The organism is Oricola thermophila (assembly GCF_013358405.1).
Taxonomy (GTDB): domain Bacteria; phylum Pseudomonadota; class Alphaproteobacteria; order Rhizobiales; family Rhizobiaceae; genus Oricola; species Oricola thermophila.
In genome coordinates, this window is the sequence record NZ_CP054836.1 from 3,353,234 (window position 1) to 3,370,194 (window position 16,961).

The window sequence follows — 16,961 nt, forward strand, 5'->3', positions numbered from 1 at the left end:
GGCAGCAACGGCACCATGTGCAAAGGAATACGACAATGAGTGCGAAGGATAACCCGTTCGCGAGCGGCCAGGGCGGCTATGGCGCACAGAATGTCCAGTTCGGCGGCGCGGACGCGGGCAACGGCGCCGCGCAACCGGCGACAAGCGGCGCGGCAGGCGGCGACCTGGTCAAGGACACGACGACGGCCGGTTTCCAGCAGGACGTGATCGCCGAATCGCGCAACCAGCCGGTGCTGGTCGACTTCTGGGCCCCGTGGTGCGGTCCGTGCCGTCAGCTGGCGCCGCTCATCGAGGCCGCTGTCCGCAAGGCGGGCGGCAAGGTCAAGCTGGTCAAGATGAATATCGACGAGCATCCGGCAATCGCAGGCCAGATGGGCGTGCAGTCGATTCCAGCGGTCGTGGCCTTCCACAACGGCCAGCCGGTCGACGGCTTCATGGGCGCGGTCCCCGAGACCCAGATCGAGGAATTCATCAAGCGGCTCGTGGCCGGAGCGGGCGGCGATTCGCAGGAGCAGGCCGTCGGGCAGGCGCTGGAGGCGGCCAATGCGGCGCGCGAGGCGGGTGACGTCAACCAGGCCGCGCAGATCTACCAGATGATCCTGCAGCAGGTGCCGGACAACGCGGCAGCCTATGCCGGCCTGGCAGGCATGCTGCTCGATGCGGGCGAGACCGACAAGGCCAGGCAGATGATCGCGCAGGCGCCGGAATCCATCGCGGAATCGGCCGAGCTCGCATCGGTCAGGGCGCGGCTGGAACTGGCGGAGAAGGTCGCCGGACTCGGCGATCCCGCCGAGCTGGAGCGGCGGCTGGCCGGCAATCCGGACGACCACGACGCGCGTTTCGACCTGGCGCAGATCCGCAATGCCACCGGCGACCGCGAGGCCGCGGCGGACCTCCTGCTGGAAATCATGCGCGCCGACCGCGAGTGGCGGGACGACGGCGCGCGCAAGGAATTGCTGAAGTTCTTCGAGGCATGGGGCCCGACCGATCCGGCGACGGTAAAGGCGCGCCGCAAGCTTTCGAGCATGCTGTTTCGCTGACCGGCGGCGCGGGCGGGGCTTGAGTTCCTCGGTCCGTGCACCAGATTCGGAAAGGCGACACAGCCAAGGGAGAACTCGCATCGCACAATGCAGGCCGGAAACGTGACATACCGCACGGCGCGCGACCTCCCGGAAACGGTGCCGGTCTTTCCGCTTGCCGGGGCACTTCTGCTGCCCGGCGGGCAGATGCCGCTCAACGTGTTCGAGCCGCGCTACCTGGAAATGGTCGATGCGGTGCTGCGCGGCAACCGGCTGATCGGCATGATCCAGCCGCAATTCTCGGGCGCGTGCGAGAACCCGGACAAGCCGGAACTCTGCGCGGTCGGCTGCCTGGGGCGCCTCGCCTCCTTCGCCGAGACCGGCGACGGGCGGTATCTCATTTCTCTGCACGGCGTGTGCCGCTTCCGGGTCGCCGAGGAGCTTGCCGTGCGCACGCCCTACCGCCAGTGCCGCATCACGCCCTTCATATCCGATCTCGACGACAGCCCGGACGCTGGCGCATCGGTCGACCGGGAGGAACTCCTGCGCGTGTTCCGCGCCTATCTCGAAGCCAATGACCTCGAGGCCGACTGGGAAAGCGTCCGGCGCGCCGGCAACGACACGCTGGTCAACGCGCTGTCCATGATGTCGCCCTACGGGCCGGCGGAAAAGCAGGCGCTGCTGGAGGCGCCCGACCTGAAATCCCGCGCCGAAACGCTGATCGCGATCACCGAAATGGCGCTGGCGCGCGACAACGACGATCTCGGCAAGACGCTGCAATAGGCGCGAAGGGACGGCGATGACGGAGAAGGACGAGGAGCGCGGCGAGGACATCGATCCGAAACTGCTCGAACTGCTTGTCTGCCCGCTGACGAAGGGACCGCTACGGTTCGACCGCGAGCGGTGCGAACTTGTCTCGGAAAAGCCGAGACTGGCCTACCCGGTTCGCGGCGGCGTGCCGATCCTGCTGCCGTCCGAGGCCCGTTCGCTCGACAATGACTGATCCTGCGCTAGGCTCGGTTCGCAAGCGATTCGGGACAGGCGGCAATTGACGGACGGTTCGAGGCGAAGACGGGGAGAGGCCAGGCGCGAGGCGCTCGTGCTCGCGGCCGCGGAACTGTTCTGGACGCGCGGTTTCGAGGCTTCGAGCCTTGCCGATATCGCCAGGGCGTCGGGCGTGCCGCTCGGCAACGTCTACTACTATTTCAAGACCAAGGCCGAACTCGCCGGGGCAGTGGCCGATCTCTTCGTGCAGCAGACAGAATCCCTGATCGAGGAGGTTCGCGCCGAAACGCCGGAGCCGCGCGAAAGGCTGCGGCTGCTTGTCGCGCGCCTGCAGGCGGCGCAACAGGGCCGGCTTCAGCACGGCTGCCCGATCTCGCGCGCCGTGCGCGATTTCCGGCCCGAGATGCCGGACCAGGCCGCGCGGGCGGCGGAAAGTTTCTCGCTGCTTACCGGCTTTCTGGCGACGGAACTTGGCCGCGCGGGACTGAGGCCCGCGATCGCCCTGTCGCGGGCGCGTGCGGCGATCGCCGACTGGCAGGGATCGATTGCTCTGGCCTATGCGCTGGGCGCGGCGCCGGTGCTGGCGGAATGCTTCAAGCGCATGGAGCGCATGCTGGGTATCGCCGGCGGCTAGGCGTCAGATCGGTTCTCCGCGCAACAGGCGCGGCGCCGGGCCGGAAAGGCCCGCGGCCTGGCCTATGAAGAAGCTCTTCATGCCGGGCATGCGGTCGACGAGGCCCAGTCCAATGTCGCGGATGGTGCGCAGCGGCCCGAAATCGTTGGAGAACAGGCGGTTCAGCACGTCGGTGGTGACGCCCATCTGCCAGGTGTCGAAACGGCGCCAGCGCTCGTAGCGCTGCAGCACGTCGAGCTGGCCGATATCGATTCCGAGCCGGTCCGCCTCGACCACCGTCTCCGCGAGGGCGGCGGCGTCCTTGTAGCCGAGATTGAGCCCCTGGCCGGCAATCGGATGGATGCCGTGCGCCGCATCGCCGACCAGCGCGAAGCGGGGCCTGACGAAATCGCGCGCAAGCGTCAGGCCAAGCGGATAGGCCCGCTTCTGCCCCTCGACGCGGATCTCGCCCAGGTGCAGACCGAAACGCTTTTCCAGTTCGATGTCGAAGGTGAAGTCGTCGGCGGCTAGAAGGCGCTCGGCGTTCTCCCTCGTCTCCGACCACACGATGGAGGACCGGTTTCCCCTCAGCGGCAGGATGGCGAAGGGGCCTGCCGGCAGGAAATGTTCCTCGGCGCGTCCTTCGTGCGGTCGTTCATGCGCGATCGTCGCGACAATGCCCATCTGGCCATAGTCCCAGTGCACGGTGCGAATGCCGGCCATCGCCCGCAGCGCGGAGCGCGCGCCGTCTGCGGCGACGAGCAACCGGGTCTTCACGGTGGAGCCGTCGGAAAGCGTCGCGGTCAGCGGCGCGCCCGGCGTCTCCTCGGAAAAGGCGGACACGGCCACGCCCTGCGAGACGGTCACGCCGCACGCATCGCATTTCTCGCGCAGCGCGCCGTTCATCGTCACGTTGGGCACCATGTGGGCGAAAGGCTCGCCCGGCGCGACCTCGCCGTCGAAGGTGAGGAAGACGGGGCGGACCGGGTCGCCGGTCCGGCTGTCCGTGACGATCATCTCGCGAATCGGCTCGGCCTCGGGCAGCATGTCCTTCCAGCAGCCGAGTTCCTCCAGCATGCGTATGGCGGCGGCGGCGATGGCCGAGGCGCGGGCGTCGTTCTTCCAGACGCCCTCCGGGGCGGGATCGACCACCCGGATCGCCAGATGCGGTGCGGCATGGGCGATCGCGGCCGCCGTTGCCAGGCCGACATAGCCGGCACCGGCGACAAGGACGTCAAGGGTTTCTGGATCCCCGCTTGCGCGTTTCGTCGCGGTCTTGCGTTTCGCGGCTGCAGCCATGGTTGTCTCCGTGCGCGGTACGTTGACGTATCGCTATCTTGACTTGTGCTGGTTCCCCTGTAGCAAAGCCCGGTCACCAGTAAAACCGGACCGTGCCGATGTCATCTGCCGTTGAGGAACTGATTTCCATACTCGACCTCGAGACGCTGGAGCACAACCTGTTTCGCGGTCGCAGCCCGCAATCGGGCTGGCAGCGGGTCTTCGGCGGCCAGGTGATCGGCCAGGCGTTGGTCGCCGCGCAGCGCACCGTGGAGCCGGACCGGCAGGTCCATTCGCTGCATTGCTACTTCATGCGGCCCGGCGACCCGTCCGTGCCGATCATCTACGAGGTCGACCGGATCCGCGATGGCAGAAGCTTCGCGACCCGCCGCGTCGTGGCGATCCAGCATGGCCATGCCATCTTCTCGCTGTCGGCGTCGTTCCAGGTGGACGAGGAAGGGCTGGAGCACATCATCGAGATGCCGGAGGGAATTCCGGCGCCGGAGACGCTGCTGTCGGAAAAGGAGCTGATCGCCCAGTTCATCGACCAGGTGCCGGACGCGGTGCGCAAATACTGGCAGCGCGAACGGCCCATCGAGTTCAAGCCGGTCTCGCTGACGCATTACATGACGCGCGAAAAGCTGCCGCCGAAGCAGAATGTCTGGATCCGCATGACCGGGCCGGTGCCGGACGACCGCGCGCTGCAATCCGCCGTGCTTGCATATCTCTCCGACATGACGCTGCTCGACACCTCGCTGTTTGCGCACGGCCGCTCGATCTTCGACCGCGACCTCCAGGTGGCCAGCCTCGACCATGCCATGTGGTTTCACCGTCCCTTCAGGCTCGATGACTGGTTTCTCTACTCGCAGGACAGCCCCAACTCGTCGGGCGCCCGCGGCCTGACCCGGGGCTCGATCTACTCCCGGGACGGCACGCTGGTCGCCTCCGTGGCCCAGGAAGGGCTGATCCGGCTGCGCCCCGAGTCGAAGTAAGGCCGTCCACCGGGGCCGTTCGGGCTTTCCGGCAGGGCGTGGTCAATTTTCGTGCATTTCTGGCCGACTGCCCAATGATTGTGCACTGGTGCGCCTGACGTTGCATGTCGGGCGTGCCGCATGCCGTCGCTTTCCCTTTTTTTCCGGTCTTTTTCCCGGTTGGCACGCCGCTTGATTGAGAATGCGTGACAGCGTCCGGCAGCTTTTGTCGCGCTGCACCCAGTTCGCCGGTCCCGGCTGGCGGCAGATGTCGAAAAAGGGAAACACAGCGCATGAAAATAGTCATGGCCATCATCAAGCCCTTCAAACTGGATGAGGTGCGCGAAGCCCTCACCGGGCTTGGCGTCCAGGGCCTGACCGTCACCGAGGTGAAGGGGTATGGGCGTCAGAAGGGGCACACGGAAATCTATCGCGGAGCGGAGTACGCCATCAGCTTCCTGCCGAAGCTGAAGGTCGAACTCGCGGTCGATGACGACATGGTCGAGAAGGTGGTCGAAGTCATCTCCGGCGCGGCCAAGACCGGCCAGATCGGCGACGGCAAGATCTTCACCTACACGATCGACCACGCCGTGCGCATCCGCACGGGCGAGACCGATTCCGAAGCGCTCTAGGGCGCGAGACATCTACTCAGGAGTTCACACAACATGAATATGACCAAGGGTATCCGATACGGCCTTGCGGGTCTCGCCGCGGCGGGCGCGCTGACCGCCGGTCCCGCTTTCGGCCAGGAAGCCGAAGCGGCGTCGACCGGGGCTTCGCCTGAAGTGCAATACATCTTCAACACGCTGCTCTTCCTCATCGGCGGCTTCCTCGTGATGTGGATGGCCGCGGGCTTCGCCATGCTCGAGGCGGGCCTCGTGCGTTCCAAGAACGTGTCGATGCAGTCGCTCAAGAACATCGCGCTCTATTCCATCGCCGGCATCATGTACTGGCTGGTCGGCTACAACCTGATGTACTCGGGCGTCGACGGCGGCTTCATCGGCTCGCTCGGCACCTATGCCTTCGATCCGGTGGGCGGCGACGCGCTTGACACCGGCTACTCCACGGCGTCCGACTGGTTCTTCCAGATGGTGTTCGTGGCGACCGCGGCGTCGATCGTCTCGGGCACGGTGGCCGAGCGCATGAAGCTGTGGCCGTTCCTGATCTTCGTGGTGGTGCTGACCGGCTTCATCTATCCGATCGCCGGTTCCTGGCAGTGGGGCGGCGGCTGGCTGTCCGAAATGGGCTTCTCCGATTTCGCCGGCTCGACGCTGGTTCACTCGGTCGGTGGCTGGGCGGCTCTCGCCGGTGCCATCCTGCTCGGCGCGCGCGCCGGCAAGTACGAGGACGGCAAGATCAACCCGATGCCCGGCTCCAGCATCCCGCTGGCCACGCTCGGAACCTTCATCCTGTGGCTCGGCTGGTTCGGCTTCAACGGCGCCTCGCAGCTCGCCATGGGCACGATCTCCGACGTGACGGACATCTCGCGCATCTTCGCCAACACCAACATCGCCGCGGCCGCCGGCGTGGTGACCACCGTCATCCTGCTGCAGATCCTCTACAAGAAGGTCGACGTGACGATGGTGCTCAACGGCGCGCTGGCCGGCCTGGTGTCGATCACCGCCGAGCCGCTGGCACCGGCCGTGTGGCAGGCGATCCTGATCGGTGCCGTGGGCGGCGCGATCGTGGTGTTCACCGTTCCGCTGCTCGACAAGCTTAAGATCGACGACGTCGTCGGCGCCATCCCGGTGCACCTGTTCGCGGGCATCTGGGGCACGCTGATCGTCCCGTTCTCCAATGCGGACACGAGCTACGGCGTCCAGCTGGTCGGCGTCATCGCCTATGGCGTGTTCACGCTGGTCTGCGCCTTCATCGTCTGGTTCATCCTCAAGGCGATCATGGGCATCCGCTGCACGCCCGAAGAGGAATCCATGGGACTCGACAAGGCCGAGATCGGCGTCGAGGCCTATCCCGAATTCTCTCGCGGCTAGTCCGCGCTGAGACAGGGACGGGCGGTACATCCTCCCATCGCCCGTCCCCTTTTCCATCCCGTCGTGATGTTTATCATCACACCAACTGGCCCGGTCATTCGACCGGGCCCTTTTTTTGTCCGGGTCACCGCAGGACCTTCCCCCACCATGGCGCCGGGGGCGCCGATGGTTAATGCCTGTTTAACCAAGCTCCAATAGGCTGCGGCAGGGAAATTGCGCCCGCCGTGCCGGCCGGGCGAACTCGTCAACCGGGGAAAGCAGGGCTGGGCTATGCGGGCCGAACACGCCATTTCGATATCAGGAGACAGGAGACCGGCTCGCGGTCGCGGCGCTGGCCGCCCGCTTTCGGCGGGCATGAGCGCGCTGCTGCGCCGGCAGCTGGAAATCGTTGCCGGATTTGCCCTGTGGACGCTGAGCGCATTCGCCCTGTTCGCGCTGGCGACATGGAACGTGGCCGATCCGAGCTGGAGCTTCGCCACCGACGCGCCGGTCGGCAACGCGATGGGCTACCCCGGCGCGGTGTTCGCCGACCTGATGATGCAGTTCTTCGGCATCGCGGCGCTTCCGGCCCTGGTGCCGCTGGTCTTCTGGGGCCATGCGCGCATCCGGGGGCACTACTGGCCGCATGCATTGCGCCGCCTCGCCGTCTGGCCGCTGGCCGCGGTGCTGACCGCCGCGGCGATCGGCTGCCTGCCCGTGACCGCGCACTGGCCGCTGCCCACCGGGCTCGGCGGCGTCCTCGGCGACATGGTGCTGCGCCTGCCCGGCATGCTGAGCGGCGGCTACCCCGAGGGATGGGTGCGCCTGCTGGCCTTCCTCGTGGCGATGCCGGCGGCTTTCTACGCCATGGCCGTGTCATGCGGTTTCATGTGGCATGAGACGGAGGAAAGCGATGCCGGTGACGATGACGAAGAGGCCGGCGGGCGATTCGTGACGCTCGGTGCCGTGATTCACGGCCTTTACACGCTGCGCTCGGCGCTGCGCCGGGCCGTGTTCGGCTCGCGGCGAAGGCCTTCCGCATCGCGGCGCAGGATCGTGGCGGAGGAACCGGGTTCACGGGTCGAACCGGAATTCGCCGGCGAGGACATGCCGGACGCCGTGGAGGATGACTACCGCGACGACGACGATGACTGGGCGCCCCAGCCGGTGCGCGGCGCCGAACCGGATGCCGCCGCTTCCCCTGTGCGCGTCGCGCCGGCCGCGCCGAAGCCGAAGCCTTCGGTGCGCGTGCAGCGCGAGGCGCAGACGAGCTTCCTTCCGGATGGCGGTTTCGAACTGCCGCCGATCCATCTGCTCGCCGAACCAAAGAACGTCGCCAGGGACGCGAGCCTGTCCGCCGAGGCGCTGGAGGCCAATGCGCGCGTGCTGGAAGGCGTGCTGGAGGATTTCGGCGTGCGCGGCGAGATCATCCAGGTCCGTCCCGGCCCGGTGGTCACGCTCTACGAGCTGGAACCGGCGCCCGGCATCAAGTCGAGCCGCGTGATCGGCCTTGCCGAGGATATCGCCCGCTCCATGAGCGCCGTGGCGGCGCGCGTCGCCGTCGTGCCGGGCCGCAATGCCATCGGCATCGAGCTGCCGAACGCGCGCCGCGAGACGGTGTTCCTGCGCGAGCTGATCTCCTCCCAGGCCTACGATTCCTCCAAGGCCAAGCTGGCGCTCACCCTGGGCAAGACGATCAATGGCGAGGCGGTGATCGCCGATCTCGCCAAGATGCCGCACCTGCTGGTCGCCGGTACCACCGGCTCGGGCAAGTCGGTCGCCATCAACACCATGATCCTGTCGATCCTCTACAAGATGACGCCGGAAGAATGCCGGCTCATCATGATCGACCCGAAAATGCTGGAACTGTCCGTCTATGACGGCATTCCGCACCTGCTGACGCCGGTGGTTACCGATCCGAAGAAGGCCGTCGTGGCGCTGAAATGGACCGTCCGCGAGATGGAGCAGCGCTACAAGAACATGTCGAAGATCGGCGTGCGCAACATAGACGGCTTCAACGCCAAGGTCCGCGAGGCGGCGAAGAAGGGCAAGCCGATCACGCGCACGGTGCAGACCGGGTTCGACCGCGAGACCGGCGAGGCGATCTACGAGACCGAGACCCTGGATCTCGAGCCGATGCCCTACATCATCGTCATCATCGACGAGATGGCGGACCTGATGATGGTTGCCGGCAAGGACATCGAGGGCGCGGTGCAGCGCCTGGCCCAGATGGCACGTGCCGCCGGAATCCACGTCATCATGGCCACGCAACGTCCCTCGGTCGATGTCATCACCGGCACGATCAAGGCGAACTTCCCGACGCGCATCTCCTTCCAGGTGACGTCGAAGATCGACAGCCGCACCATCCTCGGCGAGCAGGGCGCGGAACAGCTGCTCGGCATGGGCGACATGCTCTACATGGCCGGCGGCGGGCGCATACAGCGCGTGCACGGCCCCTTCGTGTCCGACCGCGAGGTCGAGGAAATCGTCGCCCACCTGAAGACGCAGGGCGTGCCGGAATATCTCGAATCGGTGACCGAGGAAGACGAGGAGGACGCCGCCGCCTCCGGCGCCGCCGGCGGAATGGGCGAGTCCGACGATCCCTACGACCAGGCCGTCGCCATCGTGCTGCGCGACAAGAAGGCGTCGACCTCCTACATCCAGCGCCGGCTGGGCATCGGCTACAACCGCGCCGCTTCGCTGATCGAGCGCATGGAGGAGGAGGGAATCATCGGTCCCGCCAACCATGCGGGCAAGCGCGAGATTCTCGTGCCGACGGAAGACGACGAGGTCTAGGAGGGGGCATGTCCGCGATGTGGCAGGTGCCACAGAGAGGACAAACTCGATGCCTAACTGTCGCGGCCAACGAAACCAGAAAGACCGGGATTCGTCCCATGACAAGAATGAGCAAGAACACCGTCGCCCTCTCCCGCCGCCATGTCCTGTCCGGCATCGCTGCCGCCGGCCTTGCGGCCGTGCTTCCCGCCGCGCCCGCCGCCGCGGCCCAGGATGCCGCGCAGCGGATCGCGGACCATTTTTCCAGCGTGCGCACCATGGCCGGCGAGTTCGTCCAGTTCGGCCCGAACGGCGAGCAGACCGGCGGAAAGTTCTACATTGAACGTCCCGGCAAGATGCTGTTCCTCTACGAGGAGCCCTCGCCGATCCGGGTGGTGGCCGACGGCAAGACGCTCGTCGTCAACAACAAGAAGCTGAACACATGGGACATGTACCCGCTCGGCAAGACGCCGCTGAAGGTGCTGCTCGGCGACCGGATCGACCTGACCGAGAAGCGGGTGCGCAAGGTGACGGAAGGCGAAGAGCTGACGACGATCGTCATCGGCGACAAGCAGCTTTTCGGCGACAGCGAGATCACCATGATGTTCGATCCGGCGAGCTACGACCTGCGCCAGTGGACGATTCGCGACGCCCAGGGCAAGGACACCACGGTGATGGTGTTCAATGTCCAGCAGGGCGTGAAGTTCGGCGCCAAGACCTTCGACATCCCCTACGAGCGCATCCGGCGCGAACAGGGCAACTGACGGGTCGCGCGGCGCTTTGCTGTGGGCGGCCGCGGCGAATGTCGCGCCGGCCGCTTGTCTTCGGCGGAAGCGGCTGAAAATGTACCGAGAGCTCTTTCGGGGAATCCCATGACCGTTTCCGTCGCCACCTGGAACATCAATTCGGTCCGCCTGCGGCTGCCGCTGGTCCAGTCGTTCCTGGAATCCTGGCAGCCCGACGTGCTGTGCCTGCAGGAAACGAAGTGCCCGAACGACCAGTTTCCGCTGAAGGCCTTTCACCGGATGGGCTACGAGCATGTCGAGATGCATGGCCAGAAGGGCTATCACGGCGTGGCGACGATCTCGAGATTTCCCCTCGAGGCGGTCGAGGCCCGCGATTTCTGCGGCATCGGCGATACAAGGCACCTCGATTGCGTCGTCCGGACGCCCCGCCGTGCGCTGCGCATCCACAATTTCTACGTTCCCGCGGGCGGGGACGAGCCTGACCCGGAAATCAACCCGAAATTCCGGCACAAGCTGGACTTCCTCGAGGAGATGCGGACCATAACCGCCGATCCCGGCGGGGCCGACTCGGTGCTGCTGGTCGGCGATCTCAACATCGCGCCGCTGGAAACCGACGTCTGGTCGCACAAGCAACTCCTCAAGGTCGTCAGCCACACGCCGGTCGAGACGGAAACGCTGGAGGATGTGCGCAGGGCCGGCGGCTGGTCCGACCTGATCCGCGTCGCCATCCCGCCGGAAGAGAAGATATACACCTGGTGGAGCTACCGTGCGCGCGACTGGGACGTGTCCGACCGCGGACGCCGCCTCGACCATGTATGGGGTTCGCCGGATCTCGAGCCGATGCTGTCCGACATCACGGTGCTGCGCGAGGCGCGCGGCTGGGAAAAGCCGTCCGACCACGTGCCGGTGATCGCGAGGTTCAGGCTGGACGGCTAGAGCGGTTCGCCGTCGAAGCGTCCGTCCAGCGCCGCGATCTGTTTAAGGAAGTCGCTCAGCCGGTCTTTCAGGCGGCCATGCAGTGCTGCGGCGGTTTCCGGATATTCCTCGAGCATGCGGCGGAACAGGCTGCGGTTGATGCGAATGACCTGCGATTCCTCCGACGCCAGCGCGCCGGTGAGCCGCTGCGTCTCGGTGATCAGTGCCAGTTCGCCGAGCAGGTCGCCCGGTTCCGCCTGCCTGACCACCTGGCGGCCGCGCAACGTGTCCCGGAACAGGTCTATGCTGCCCGAGACGACGACGTAGCCGCATTCGGCATTCTGGCCCTCGCGATAGAGTTCGCGGCCCTTCGCGATCCTGATGCGCTCCGCGCCGAAGGCAAGCAGGCGCAGCTGCTCGGAGCTCAGCTCCTCGAACAGCGAAACGCCGGAAAGAATGCGAATATCATCTTCAAGCGACAAATGCGGAGCCCTGTCGGCAAATTCGGTATCTGCCGCTGTTATATGACGGATTCGCGATTGAAAAGCCAAGGCGGACGCTTTTGCCCGCGCCGGCAGGACGGCGGGCTAAGGATTGAGCTTGTATCCGCCGCTTTCCGTGACGAGAATCTGCGCGTTGGACGGATCCTTCTCGATCTTCTGGCGCAGCCGGTAGACGTGGGTTTCCAGCGTGTGGGTCGTCACGCCGGAATTGTAGCCCCAGACTTCCTCGAGAAGGGTGTCGCGGGTCACGACCTTGCGGTCGGCGCGGTAGAGATACTTGATGATCGCCGATTCCTTCTCCGTCAGGCGGATCTTCGAACCGTTGCCGTCGATGAGGAGCTTCTGGCTGGGCTTGAAGGTGTAGGGGCCGACGACGAAGGTGGCGTCCTCGCTCTGCTCGTGCTGGCGCAGCTGGGCGCGGATGCGCGCCAGCAGCACGGCGAACTTGAACGGCTTGGTGACATAGTCGTTGGCGCCCGCCTCGAGGCCGAGAATGGTGTCGGAATCGGTGTCGTGCCCGGTCAGCATGATGACCGGCGCCTTGAAGCCGGACTTGCGCAGGATCTTCACAGCCTCGCGGCCATCCATGTCGGGAAGGCCGACATCGATGATCAGCAGGTCGACCACGCCGCCGCGCGCGGCCTGTATTCCCTTGGTGGCCGTGTCTTCCTCCAGAACCATGAATTCCTCGTAGAGCGCGAGCTGCTCGACCAGCATCTCGCGCAGATCCTCGTCGTCGTCGACCAGAAGAATGGTTCGTGGATTCATTTCAAAGGCCTCGAAATATTCCGTGTCGGATACATTCGCACTATGCACATGTACCTGTCATGAAAAAGTGAACGGCGAAAGCACCTCACGCGTATCGCACCAATATGTGATCGGACAGAAAGTTGAACGAAAAAGGGCGAGGAAAAAACCGGGTCATTTCAACGCTCTGGGTCCGCCGCGCACCGCGCGACCGACGCCGGGGCCTGCTGATCGCCGGCGAAGAGGCGTTTTCCTGTGCGCTGGGGCGCTCCGGAATGCGGGCGCCGAAGCGCGAGGGCGACGGCGCCACGCCGGTCGGCGCGATGCGCGTGGTCGCCGGCTGGTACAGGCCCGACCGGCTCGCCAGGCCCGCGACCTTGGTGCCGCTCACGCCGATCACGGCGCGCGACGGCTGGTGCGACGCGCCGGCGGACCCGAACTACAACCGGCCGGTGCGCCTGCCCTATGCCGCAAGCCATGAAAAGATGCTGCGCGACGACCGGCTCTACGATGTCTGCCTGGTGCTCGACTGGAACCTGCTGCCATTCGGGCGCAGGCGCAACGGCGGCTCGGCGATCTTCCTCCATGTCGCGAAGCCCGGCTTCCCGCCGACCGAGGGCTGTATCGCGGTGGCACCGGAAACGATGCGACGGCTGCTGCCGCGCATCGGTCCGGGAACGGTGGTGAAAACCCTCTTCTAGACGCCGAAGGCGCCGATGATGCCGCCCATCAGGAGCGCCACGACCAGCCAGTGGACGCTGTCGATCAGGGTCAGCTTCCAGCCGAAGCCCTGGTAGCGGTGGTTGACGGTCTGCGTTGTGGCGATGAATCCCAGCCAGAGCAGGAAGCCGGCAAGGAGGCCGGCGCGAATCGTGACCGCGCCGAGATGGCCGATCACGCCGGCCAGCACCCAGGCCATGACAAGTTCGCAGACGAACCCCGTGACCATCAGCGGCAGCGACATCTTCGCCTCTTCCGGCTTTATGCGCGCCGCGTCCAGCCATGTCCTGCCAAGCCAGCCATAGTAGATCGCGCCGGCAAGATAGGCCGCCACGGCCGCGACCAGGATCGCCAGGTAGTTCGCACCGCCGAATGTCATGAATGTCCTCCTCTCGTGTCTCCCGGCAGAAAGGAACACCGTGGCGGCGCAAAACTCAAGCGAATTGCCAGACGCTCGTCCGCTTGGTCTCCGCGTCCTCCAGCGCGCGGGTGACGGCGACGTTGTACTCGGCCAGGCGGGAAAGCCTTCCGCGCGGCAGGTAGGCGCGGCCCGGGTCGCCGACCAGGATCCGGACACCGCTGCCGGCAAGCGATTCGAACCAGGGCACGATGGCGTCGCTCATCTCCCGGTCGAAGAAGACGTCGCCGGCGAGCAGCACCTCCGCGTCGACCGGTCTGCCCACGAGATCGCGTCCCTCATAGGCGATTTCGGCGTCATTCAGGCCGGCATTGAGCGCCACGGCACTTGCGCAGAACGGATCTATGTCGGCGGCGGTCACATGCGCCGCGCCCGCCTTCGCGGCGGCGATGGCCACGAGGCCGGAGCCGGTGGCAAAATCCAGCACGCGGCGGCCCTTCACGCAGTCGGGATTGTCGAGAACGTATCGCGCCAGCCCCTGGCCGCCGGCCCAGGCGAAGGCCCAGAAGGGCGGTTCGAGGCCGATCCGCTGCAACTCCTCCTCGGTCTTGTGCCAGAGGTCGTGGGCCTCGTCGGCCAGGTGCAGGGCGATTTCCGGCACGTGCGGCGGCGCCATCACGGCGGTGTTGGTGCGGATGAATTCCGCCCTGTCGGGATCCATTGCCGTCACATCGGCGGGTTGTCGAGGCCGCCCATGCGGCACACTTCCAGCCACTCGTCCTCGGTGACCGGCTGGACGGACAGGCGCATGGACGTCACCAGCGCCATGTTCTCGAGCTTCGGATTGGCCTTCACCTCTTTCAGCGTCACCGGCTTCGGCATGTCGCAAACGGCGCGTATGTCCACGCATTCCCAGCGCGGGTCGTCCGTGGTCGAATCGGGGTGCACCTCGGCACAGACCTCGGCGATGCCGACGATCTCGAGCCCCTCGTTGGAATGGTAGAAGAAGCCCTTGTCGCCGATCTTCATGGCCCGCATGTTGTTGCGCGCCTGGTAGTTACGCACGCCGTCCCATTCCTCGCCGGCCTCGCCCTTCTCCTTGAGCATTTCCCATGAAAACTTGAAGGGCTCGGACTTGAACAACCAGTAATTCGCCATGAATCATCTCCGGACAGGAATTGTGCCTTCGGCCTTGCTAGCGAAGCGGCGCGCGCGGTCAAGTCTCGGTCTTGAGCGGACGCGACATCAGCGCCGACATCGCCTCGTCTATGGAAATGCGGCCGGCCAGGATCGCGTCGACGGCGAAGACGATCGGCGCGTCGATGCCGTGCTCGCGCGCCATCCGTGCCGCCACGGATGCCGTGTGGACGCCCTCGGCCAGCTTCATGCCGCCGAGGTCGTCCCCGCGTGCAAGGGCCGCGCCATAGGCGAAGTTGCGCGATTTCTCCGATCCGCAGGTGAGAATCAGGTCGCCGAGGCCGGACAGGCCGGAAAGCGTCTCCGGCCGCGCGCCGAGCGCCGAGGCGAATCGCCGCAACTCGGCAAAGCCGCGCGCCGTCAGCGCCGCCAGCGCGCTTGCGCCGAGCGCGCGCCCGTGGACGATGCCGGCGGCGATGGCGAGCACGTTCTTCAGCGCGCCGCCCAGTTCGACGCCAGCCAGGTCGTCGGAGGCGTAGCAGCGCAGGGTGCGGCTCGAGAGCGCCGCGGCGAGTGCCTTGGCCGCCTCGATGTCGTGCGCGGCAACGGTGACCGCGGTCGGCAGGCCGGAAGCCACGTCGGCCGCGAAGCTCGGTCCAGACAGCACGGCCGAGCGATCGCGCCCGGCGATCTCGTCGATGATCTCCGACATGGTCCGGCCGGTCTCGCGGTCGATCCCCTTGGCGACGCAGACGAACACGGCGTCGGGCGGCGTCCTGTCGGCGATGGCGGAAAGGAAACCGCGCATCGTCTGCGCCGGCACGGCGAGGACGACGATGCCGGCCCCGGCGAGAGCCGTGTCGAGGTCGGTCGTGGCCTTCATGCCCTCCGGCAGGGCGATGTCGCCGAGATAGCGCGGATTGCGCCGGCTTTCGACGATGGCGGCCACGGTTTCCGCGTCCCGCCCCCACAGCACGCAATCGAGCCCGGCACGGTGAAACGAGGTGGCGAGCGCCGTGCCCCAGGCACCGGCGCCGAGCACGGCGACGCGATCCGTTCTCATGCCTTGGCTCCCCGCTTGCCGCCGCCGATCAACGCCTCGGCATCCGCGTCGAGCGGCCAGCGCGAGCGCGGCGCGAAATCCAGCCCGCTGGTCTCGCCCCCGTCGAAATGTTCCAGCCCGGCCCAGGCGATCATCACCGCGTTGTCGGAACAGAGGTTCAGCGGCGGCGCGTGCAGGGTGAAGCCGTGCCGCTCGCAGGTTTCGGCCAGCATGGCGCGGATCGCCGCATTGGCGGCGACGCCGCCGGCGACGACGAAATCCGCCGGACCGTCCGCGACCTCGGCGCGGTAGCGGGCAAGGGCGCGCTCCACGCGATCGGCCAGCGTGTCGGTGACGGCGGCCTGGAACGAGGCGCAGAGATCGGCGACATCGCGGTCGGTCAGCGGCGCCAGCGCGGTCGCTTCGCGTCGCACGGCCGTCTTGAGGCCGGAAAAGGAGAAGTCCAGCCTGTCCTCGCCCTTCATCGGGCGCGGCAGGGCGAAGCGCTTCGGATCGCCCTTCGCCGCCTCGCGTTCCACCGCCGGACCGCCCGGATAGGGCAGGGCAAGCAGCTTTGCCGTCTTGTCGAAGGCCTCGCCAAGCGCGTCGTCGATTGTCGTGCCCCAGCGGGCATAGTCGCCGAGCCCCCTCACCAGCACGATCTGGGTGTGGCCGCCGGAAACGAGCAGAAGCAGGTAGGGAAACCCGATGCCGTCGGTCAGGCGTGGCGTCAGGGCATGGCCCTCGAGGTGATTGACGGCGACCAGCGGCAGGCTCTTCGCCGCACAGATCGCCTTGGCGGTCATGACGCCGACCATCAGTCCGCCGATAAGGCCGGGGCCGGCAGTGACGGCGACGGCATCGATGTCGCCGAATGTCGTTCCGGCCTCGGCCAGCGCGCGGGCGATGATGGAATCGAGCGCCTCGACATGGGCGCGCGCGGCGATTTCGGGCACGACGCCGCCATAGGCGGCATGGTCGTCGATCTGGCTGTAGACGACGTTGGACAGGATCTCGCCCGGTGCGCCGGGGCCGGCACGCCGGACGACCGCTGCCGCCGTCTCGTCGCAGCTTGTCTCGATGCCAAGTACGGTGGTCATGGAATTCGGGCCGCTTCCGGGGATGCCGCGTCATCGGGCGCGGTTGCCGATGGGCGGAATTG

At 66.6% G+C, this 16,961-nt stretch carries 19 protein-coding genes; 11 read left to right on the top strand and 8 right to left on the bottom strand.

Annotated features, from left to right (window positions below):
- Positions 1 to 35: 35 nt before the first annotated feature.
- The 4 genes from trxA to HTY61_RS16155 all read left to right on the top strand — a co-directional run bounded on the left by trxA (position 36) and on the right by HTY61_RS16155 (position 2,658).
- A complete protein-coding gene (gene trxA / locus HTY61_RS16140; RefSeq protein ID WP_175277760.1) occupies positions 36 to 1,040 on the top strand; it encodes a thioredoxin in 1,005 nt (334 codons plus the stop codon).
- Positions 1,041 to 1,127: 87 nt separating this feature from the next.
- Positions 1,128 to 1,802: an LON peptidase substrate-binding domain-containing protein gene (locus HTY61_RS16145; protein WP_175277761.1), complete on the top strand. Its 675-nt coding sequence runs from the start codon at positions 1,128 to 1,130 to the stop codon at positions 1,800 to 1,802.
- 16 nt (positions 1,803 to 1,818) lie between these two features.
- Complete coding sequence (locus tag HTY61_RS16150; protein ID WP_175277762.1) at positions 1,819 to 2,022, top strand: Trm112 family protein; 204 nt, start codon at positions 1,819 to 1,821, stop codon at positions 2,020 to 2,022.
- Between the two features lie 45 nt (positions 2,023 to 2,067).
- Positions 2,068 to 2,658, top strand: coding sequence for a TetR/AcrR family transcriptional regulator (locus HTY61_RS16155; protein ID WP_175277763.1), 591 nt, complete (start codon positions 2,068 to 2,070; stop codon positions 2,656 to 2,658).
- A 3-nt stretch (positions 2,659 to 2,661) separates the two neighbouring features.
- On the opposite strand, the gene HTY61_RS16160 is transcribed toward HTY61_RS16155, so the two are convergent.
- Positions 2,662 to 3,936: a ubiquinone biosynthesis hydroxylase gene (locus tag HTY61_RS16160; RefSeq protein WP_175277764.1), complete on the bottom strand. Its 1,275-nt coding sequence runs from the start codon at positions 3,934 to 3,936 to the stop codon at positions 2,662 to 2,664.
- A 98-nt stretch (positions 3,937 to 4,034) separates the two neighbouring features.
- On the opposite strand from HTY61_RS16160, the gene tesB reads away from it, so the two are divergent.
- The 6 genes from tesB to HTY61_RS16190 all read left to right on the top strand — a co-directional run bounded on the left by tesB (position 4,035) and on the right by HTY61_RS16190 (position 11,313).
- Entirely contained in the window at positions 4,035 to 4,907 is an 873-nt protein-coding gene (tesB, locus tag HTY61_RS16165) for an acyl-CoA thioesterase II (protein WP_175277765.1), read from the top strand.
- Positions 4,908 to 5,179: 272 nt separating this feature from the next.
- A complete protein-coding gene (locus HTY61_RS16170; protein WP_175277766.1) occupies positions 5,180 to 5,518 on the top strand; it encodes a P-II family nitrogen regulator in 339 nt (112 codons plus the stop codon).
- 39 nt (positions 5,519 to 5,557) lie between these two features.
- Complete coding sequence (locus HTY61_RS16175; RefSeq protein WP_428978295.1) at positions 5,558 to 6,877, top strand: ammonium transporter; 1,320 nt, start codon at positions 5,558 to 5,560, stop codon at positions 6,875 to 6,877.
- Between the two features lie 354 nt (positions 6,878 to 7,231).
- Positions 7,232 to 9,652 (top strand): DNA translocase FtsK, encoded by a 2,421-nt coding sequence (locus HTY61_RS16180; RefSeq protein ID WP_175277768.1) that lies wholly within the window; start codon positions 7,232 to 7,234, stop codon positions 9,650 to 9,652.
- A 107-nt stretch (positions 9,653 to 9,759) separates the two neighbouring features.
- Positions 9,760 to 10,395, top strand: a complete 636-nt coding sequence (locus tag HTY61_RS16185) for an outer membrane lipoprotein carrier protein LolA (protein ID WP_175278601.1) — start codon at positions 9,760 to 9,762, stop codon at positions 10,393 to 10,395.
- A gap of 108 nt (positions 10,396 to 10,503) precedes the next feature.
- Positions 10,504 to 11,313: an exodeoxyribonuclease III gene (locus HTY61_RS16190; protein WP_175277769.1), complete on the top strand. Its 810-nt coding sequence runs from the start codon at positions 10,504 to 10,506 to the stop codon at positions 11,311 to 11,313.
- On the opposite strand, the gene HTY61_RS16195 is transcribed toward HTY61_RS16190, so the two are convergent.
- Together HTY61_RS16195 and HTY61_RS16200 are read right to left on the bottom strand one after the other, a co-directional pair.
- Complete coding sequence (locus HTY61_RS16195; RefSeq protein ID WP_175277770.1) at positions 11,310 to 11,774, bottom strand: cyclic nucleotide-binding domain-containing protein; 465 nt, start codon at positions 11,772 to 11,774, stop codon at positions 11,310 to 11,312. The two genes, HTY61_RS16190 and HTY61_RS16195, sit on opposite strands and share 4 nt — an antisense overlap.
- Before the next feature lie 105 nt (positions 11,775 to 11,879).
- Positions 11,880 to 12,563 carry a response regulator transcription factor gene (locus tag HTY61_RS16200; protein WP_175277771.1) on the bottom strand — a complete coding sequence of 228 codons (684 nt, stop codon included), beginning with the start codon at positions 12,561 to 12,563 and terminating at the stop codon, positions 11,880 to 11,882.
- 122 nt (positions 12,564 to 12,685) lie between these two features.
- Between HTY61_RS16200 and HTY61_RS16205 the strand changes: the two genes are divergently transcribed.
- Positions 12,686 to 13,243, top strand: a complete 558-nt coding sequence (locus HTY61_RS16205; protein ID WP_175277772.1) for a L,D-transpeptidase family protein — start codon at positions 12,686 to 12,688, stop codon at positions 13,241 to 13,243.
- Here HTY61_RS16205 and HTY61_RS16210 read toward each other — a convergent pair.
- Genes HTY61_RS16210 through tsaD form a run of 5 tightly spaced genes read right to left on the bottom strand, consistent with a single transcriptional unit; the run spans position 13,240 to position 16,899 of the window.
- A complete protein-coding gene (locus tag HTY61_RS16210; protein WP_175277773.1) occupies positions 13,240 to 13,641 on the bottom strand; it encodes a DUF1761 domain-containing protein in 402 nt (133 codons plus the stop codon). The two genes, HTY61_RS16205 and HTY61_RS16210, sit on opposite strands and share 4 nt — an antisense overlap.
- Before the next feature lie 55 nt (positions 13,642 to 13,696).
- The gene (locus tag HTY61_RS16215) at positions 13,697 to 14,341 is read right to left on the bottom strand and encodes a class I SAM-dependent methyltransferase (RefSeq protein WP_175277774.1); all 645 of its coding nucleotides are present in this window, start codon (positions 14,339 to 14,341) and stop codon (positions 13,697 to 13,699) included.
- Between the two features lie 5 nt (positions 14,342 to 14,346).
- On the bottom strand, positions 14,347 to 14,778 hold the full coding sequence (locus HTY61_RS16220) for an EVE domain-containing protein (protein WP_175277775.1): 432 nt from the start codon (positions 14,776 to 14,778) through the stop codon (positions 14,347 to 14,349).
- 58 nt (positions 14,779 to 14,836) lie between these two features.
- Positions 14,837 to 15,820 carry an NAD(P)H-dependent glycerol-3-phosphate dehydrogenase gene (locus HTY61_RS16225; RefSeq protein WP_175277776.1) on the bottom strand — a complete coding sequence of 328 codons (984 nt, stop codon included), beginning with the start codon at positions 15,818 to 15,820 and terminating at the stop codon, positions 14,837 to 14,839.
- Positions 15,817 to 16,899 (bottom strand): tRNA (adenosine(37)-N6)-threonylcarbamoyltransferase complex transferase subunit TsaD, encoded by a 1,083-nt coding sequence (gene tsaD / locus HTY61_RS16230; RefSeq protein ID WP_175277777.1) that lies wholly within the window; start codon positions 16,897 to 16,899, stop codon positions 15,817 to 15,819. Before tsaD ends, HTY61_RS16225 begins: the two co-directional genes overlap by 4 nt.
- Positions 16,900 to 16,961 lie beyond the last annotated feature (62 nt).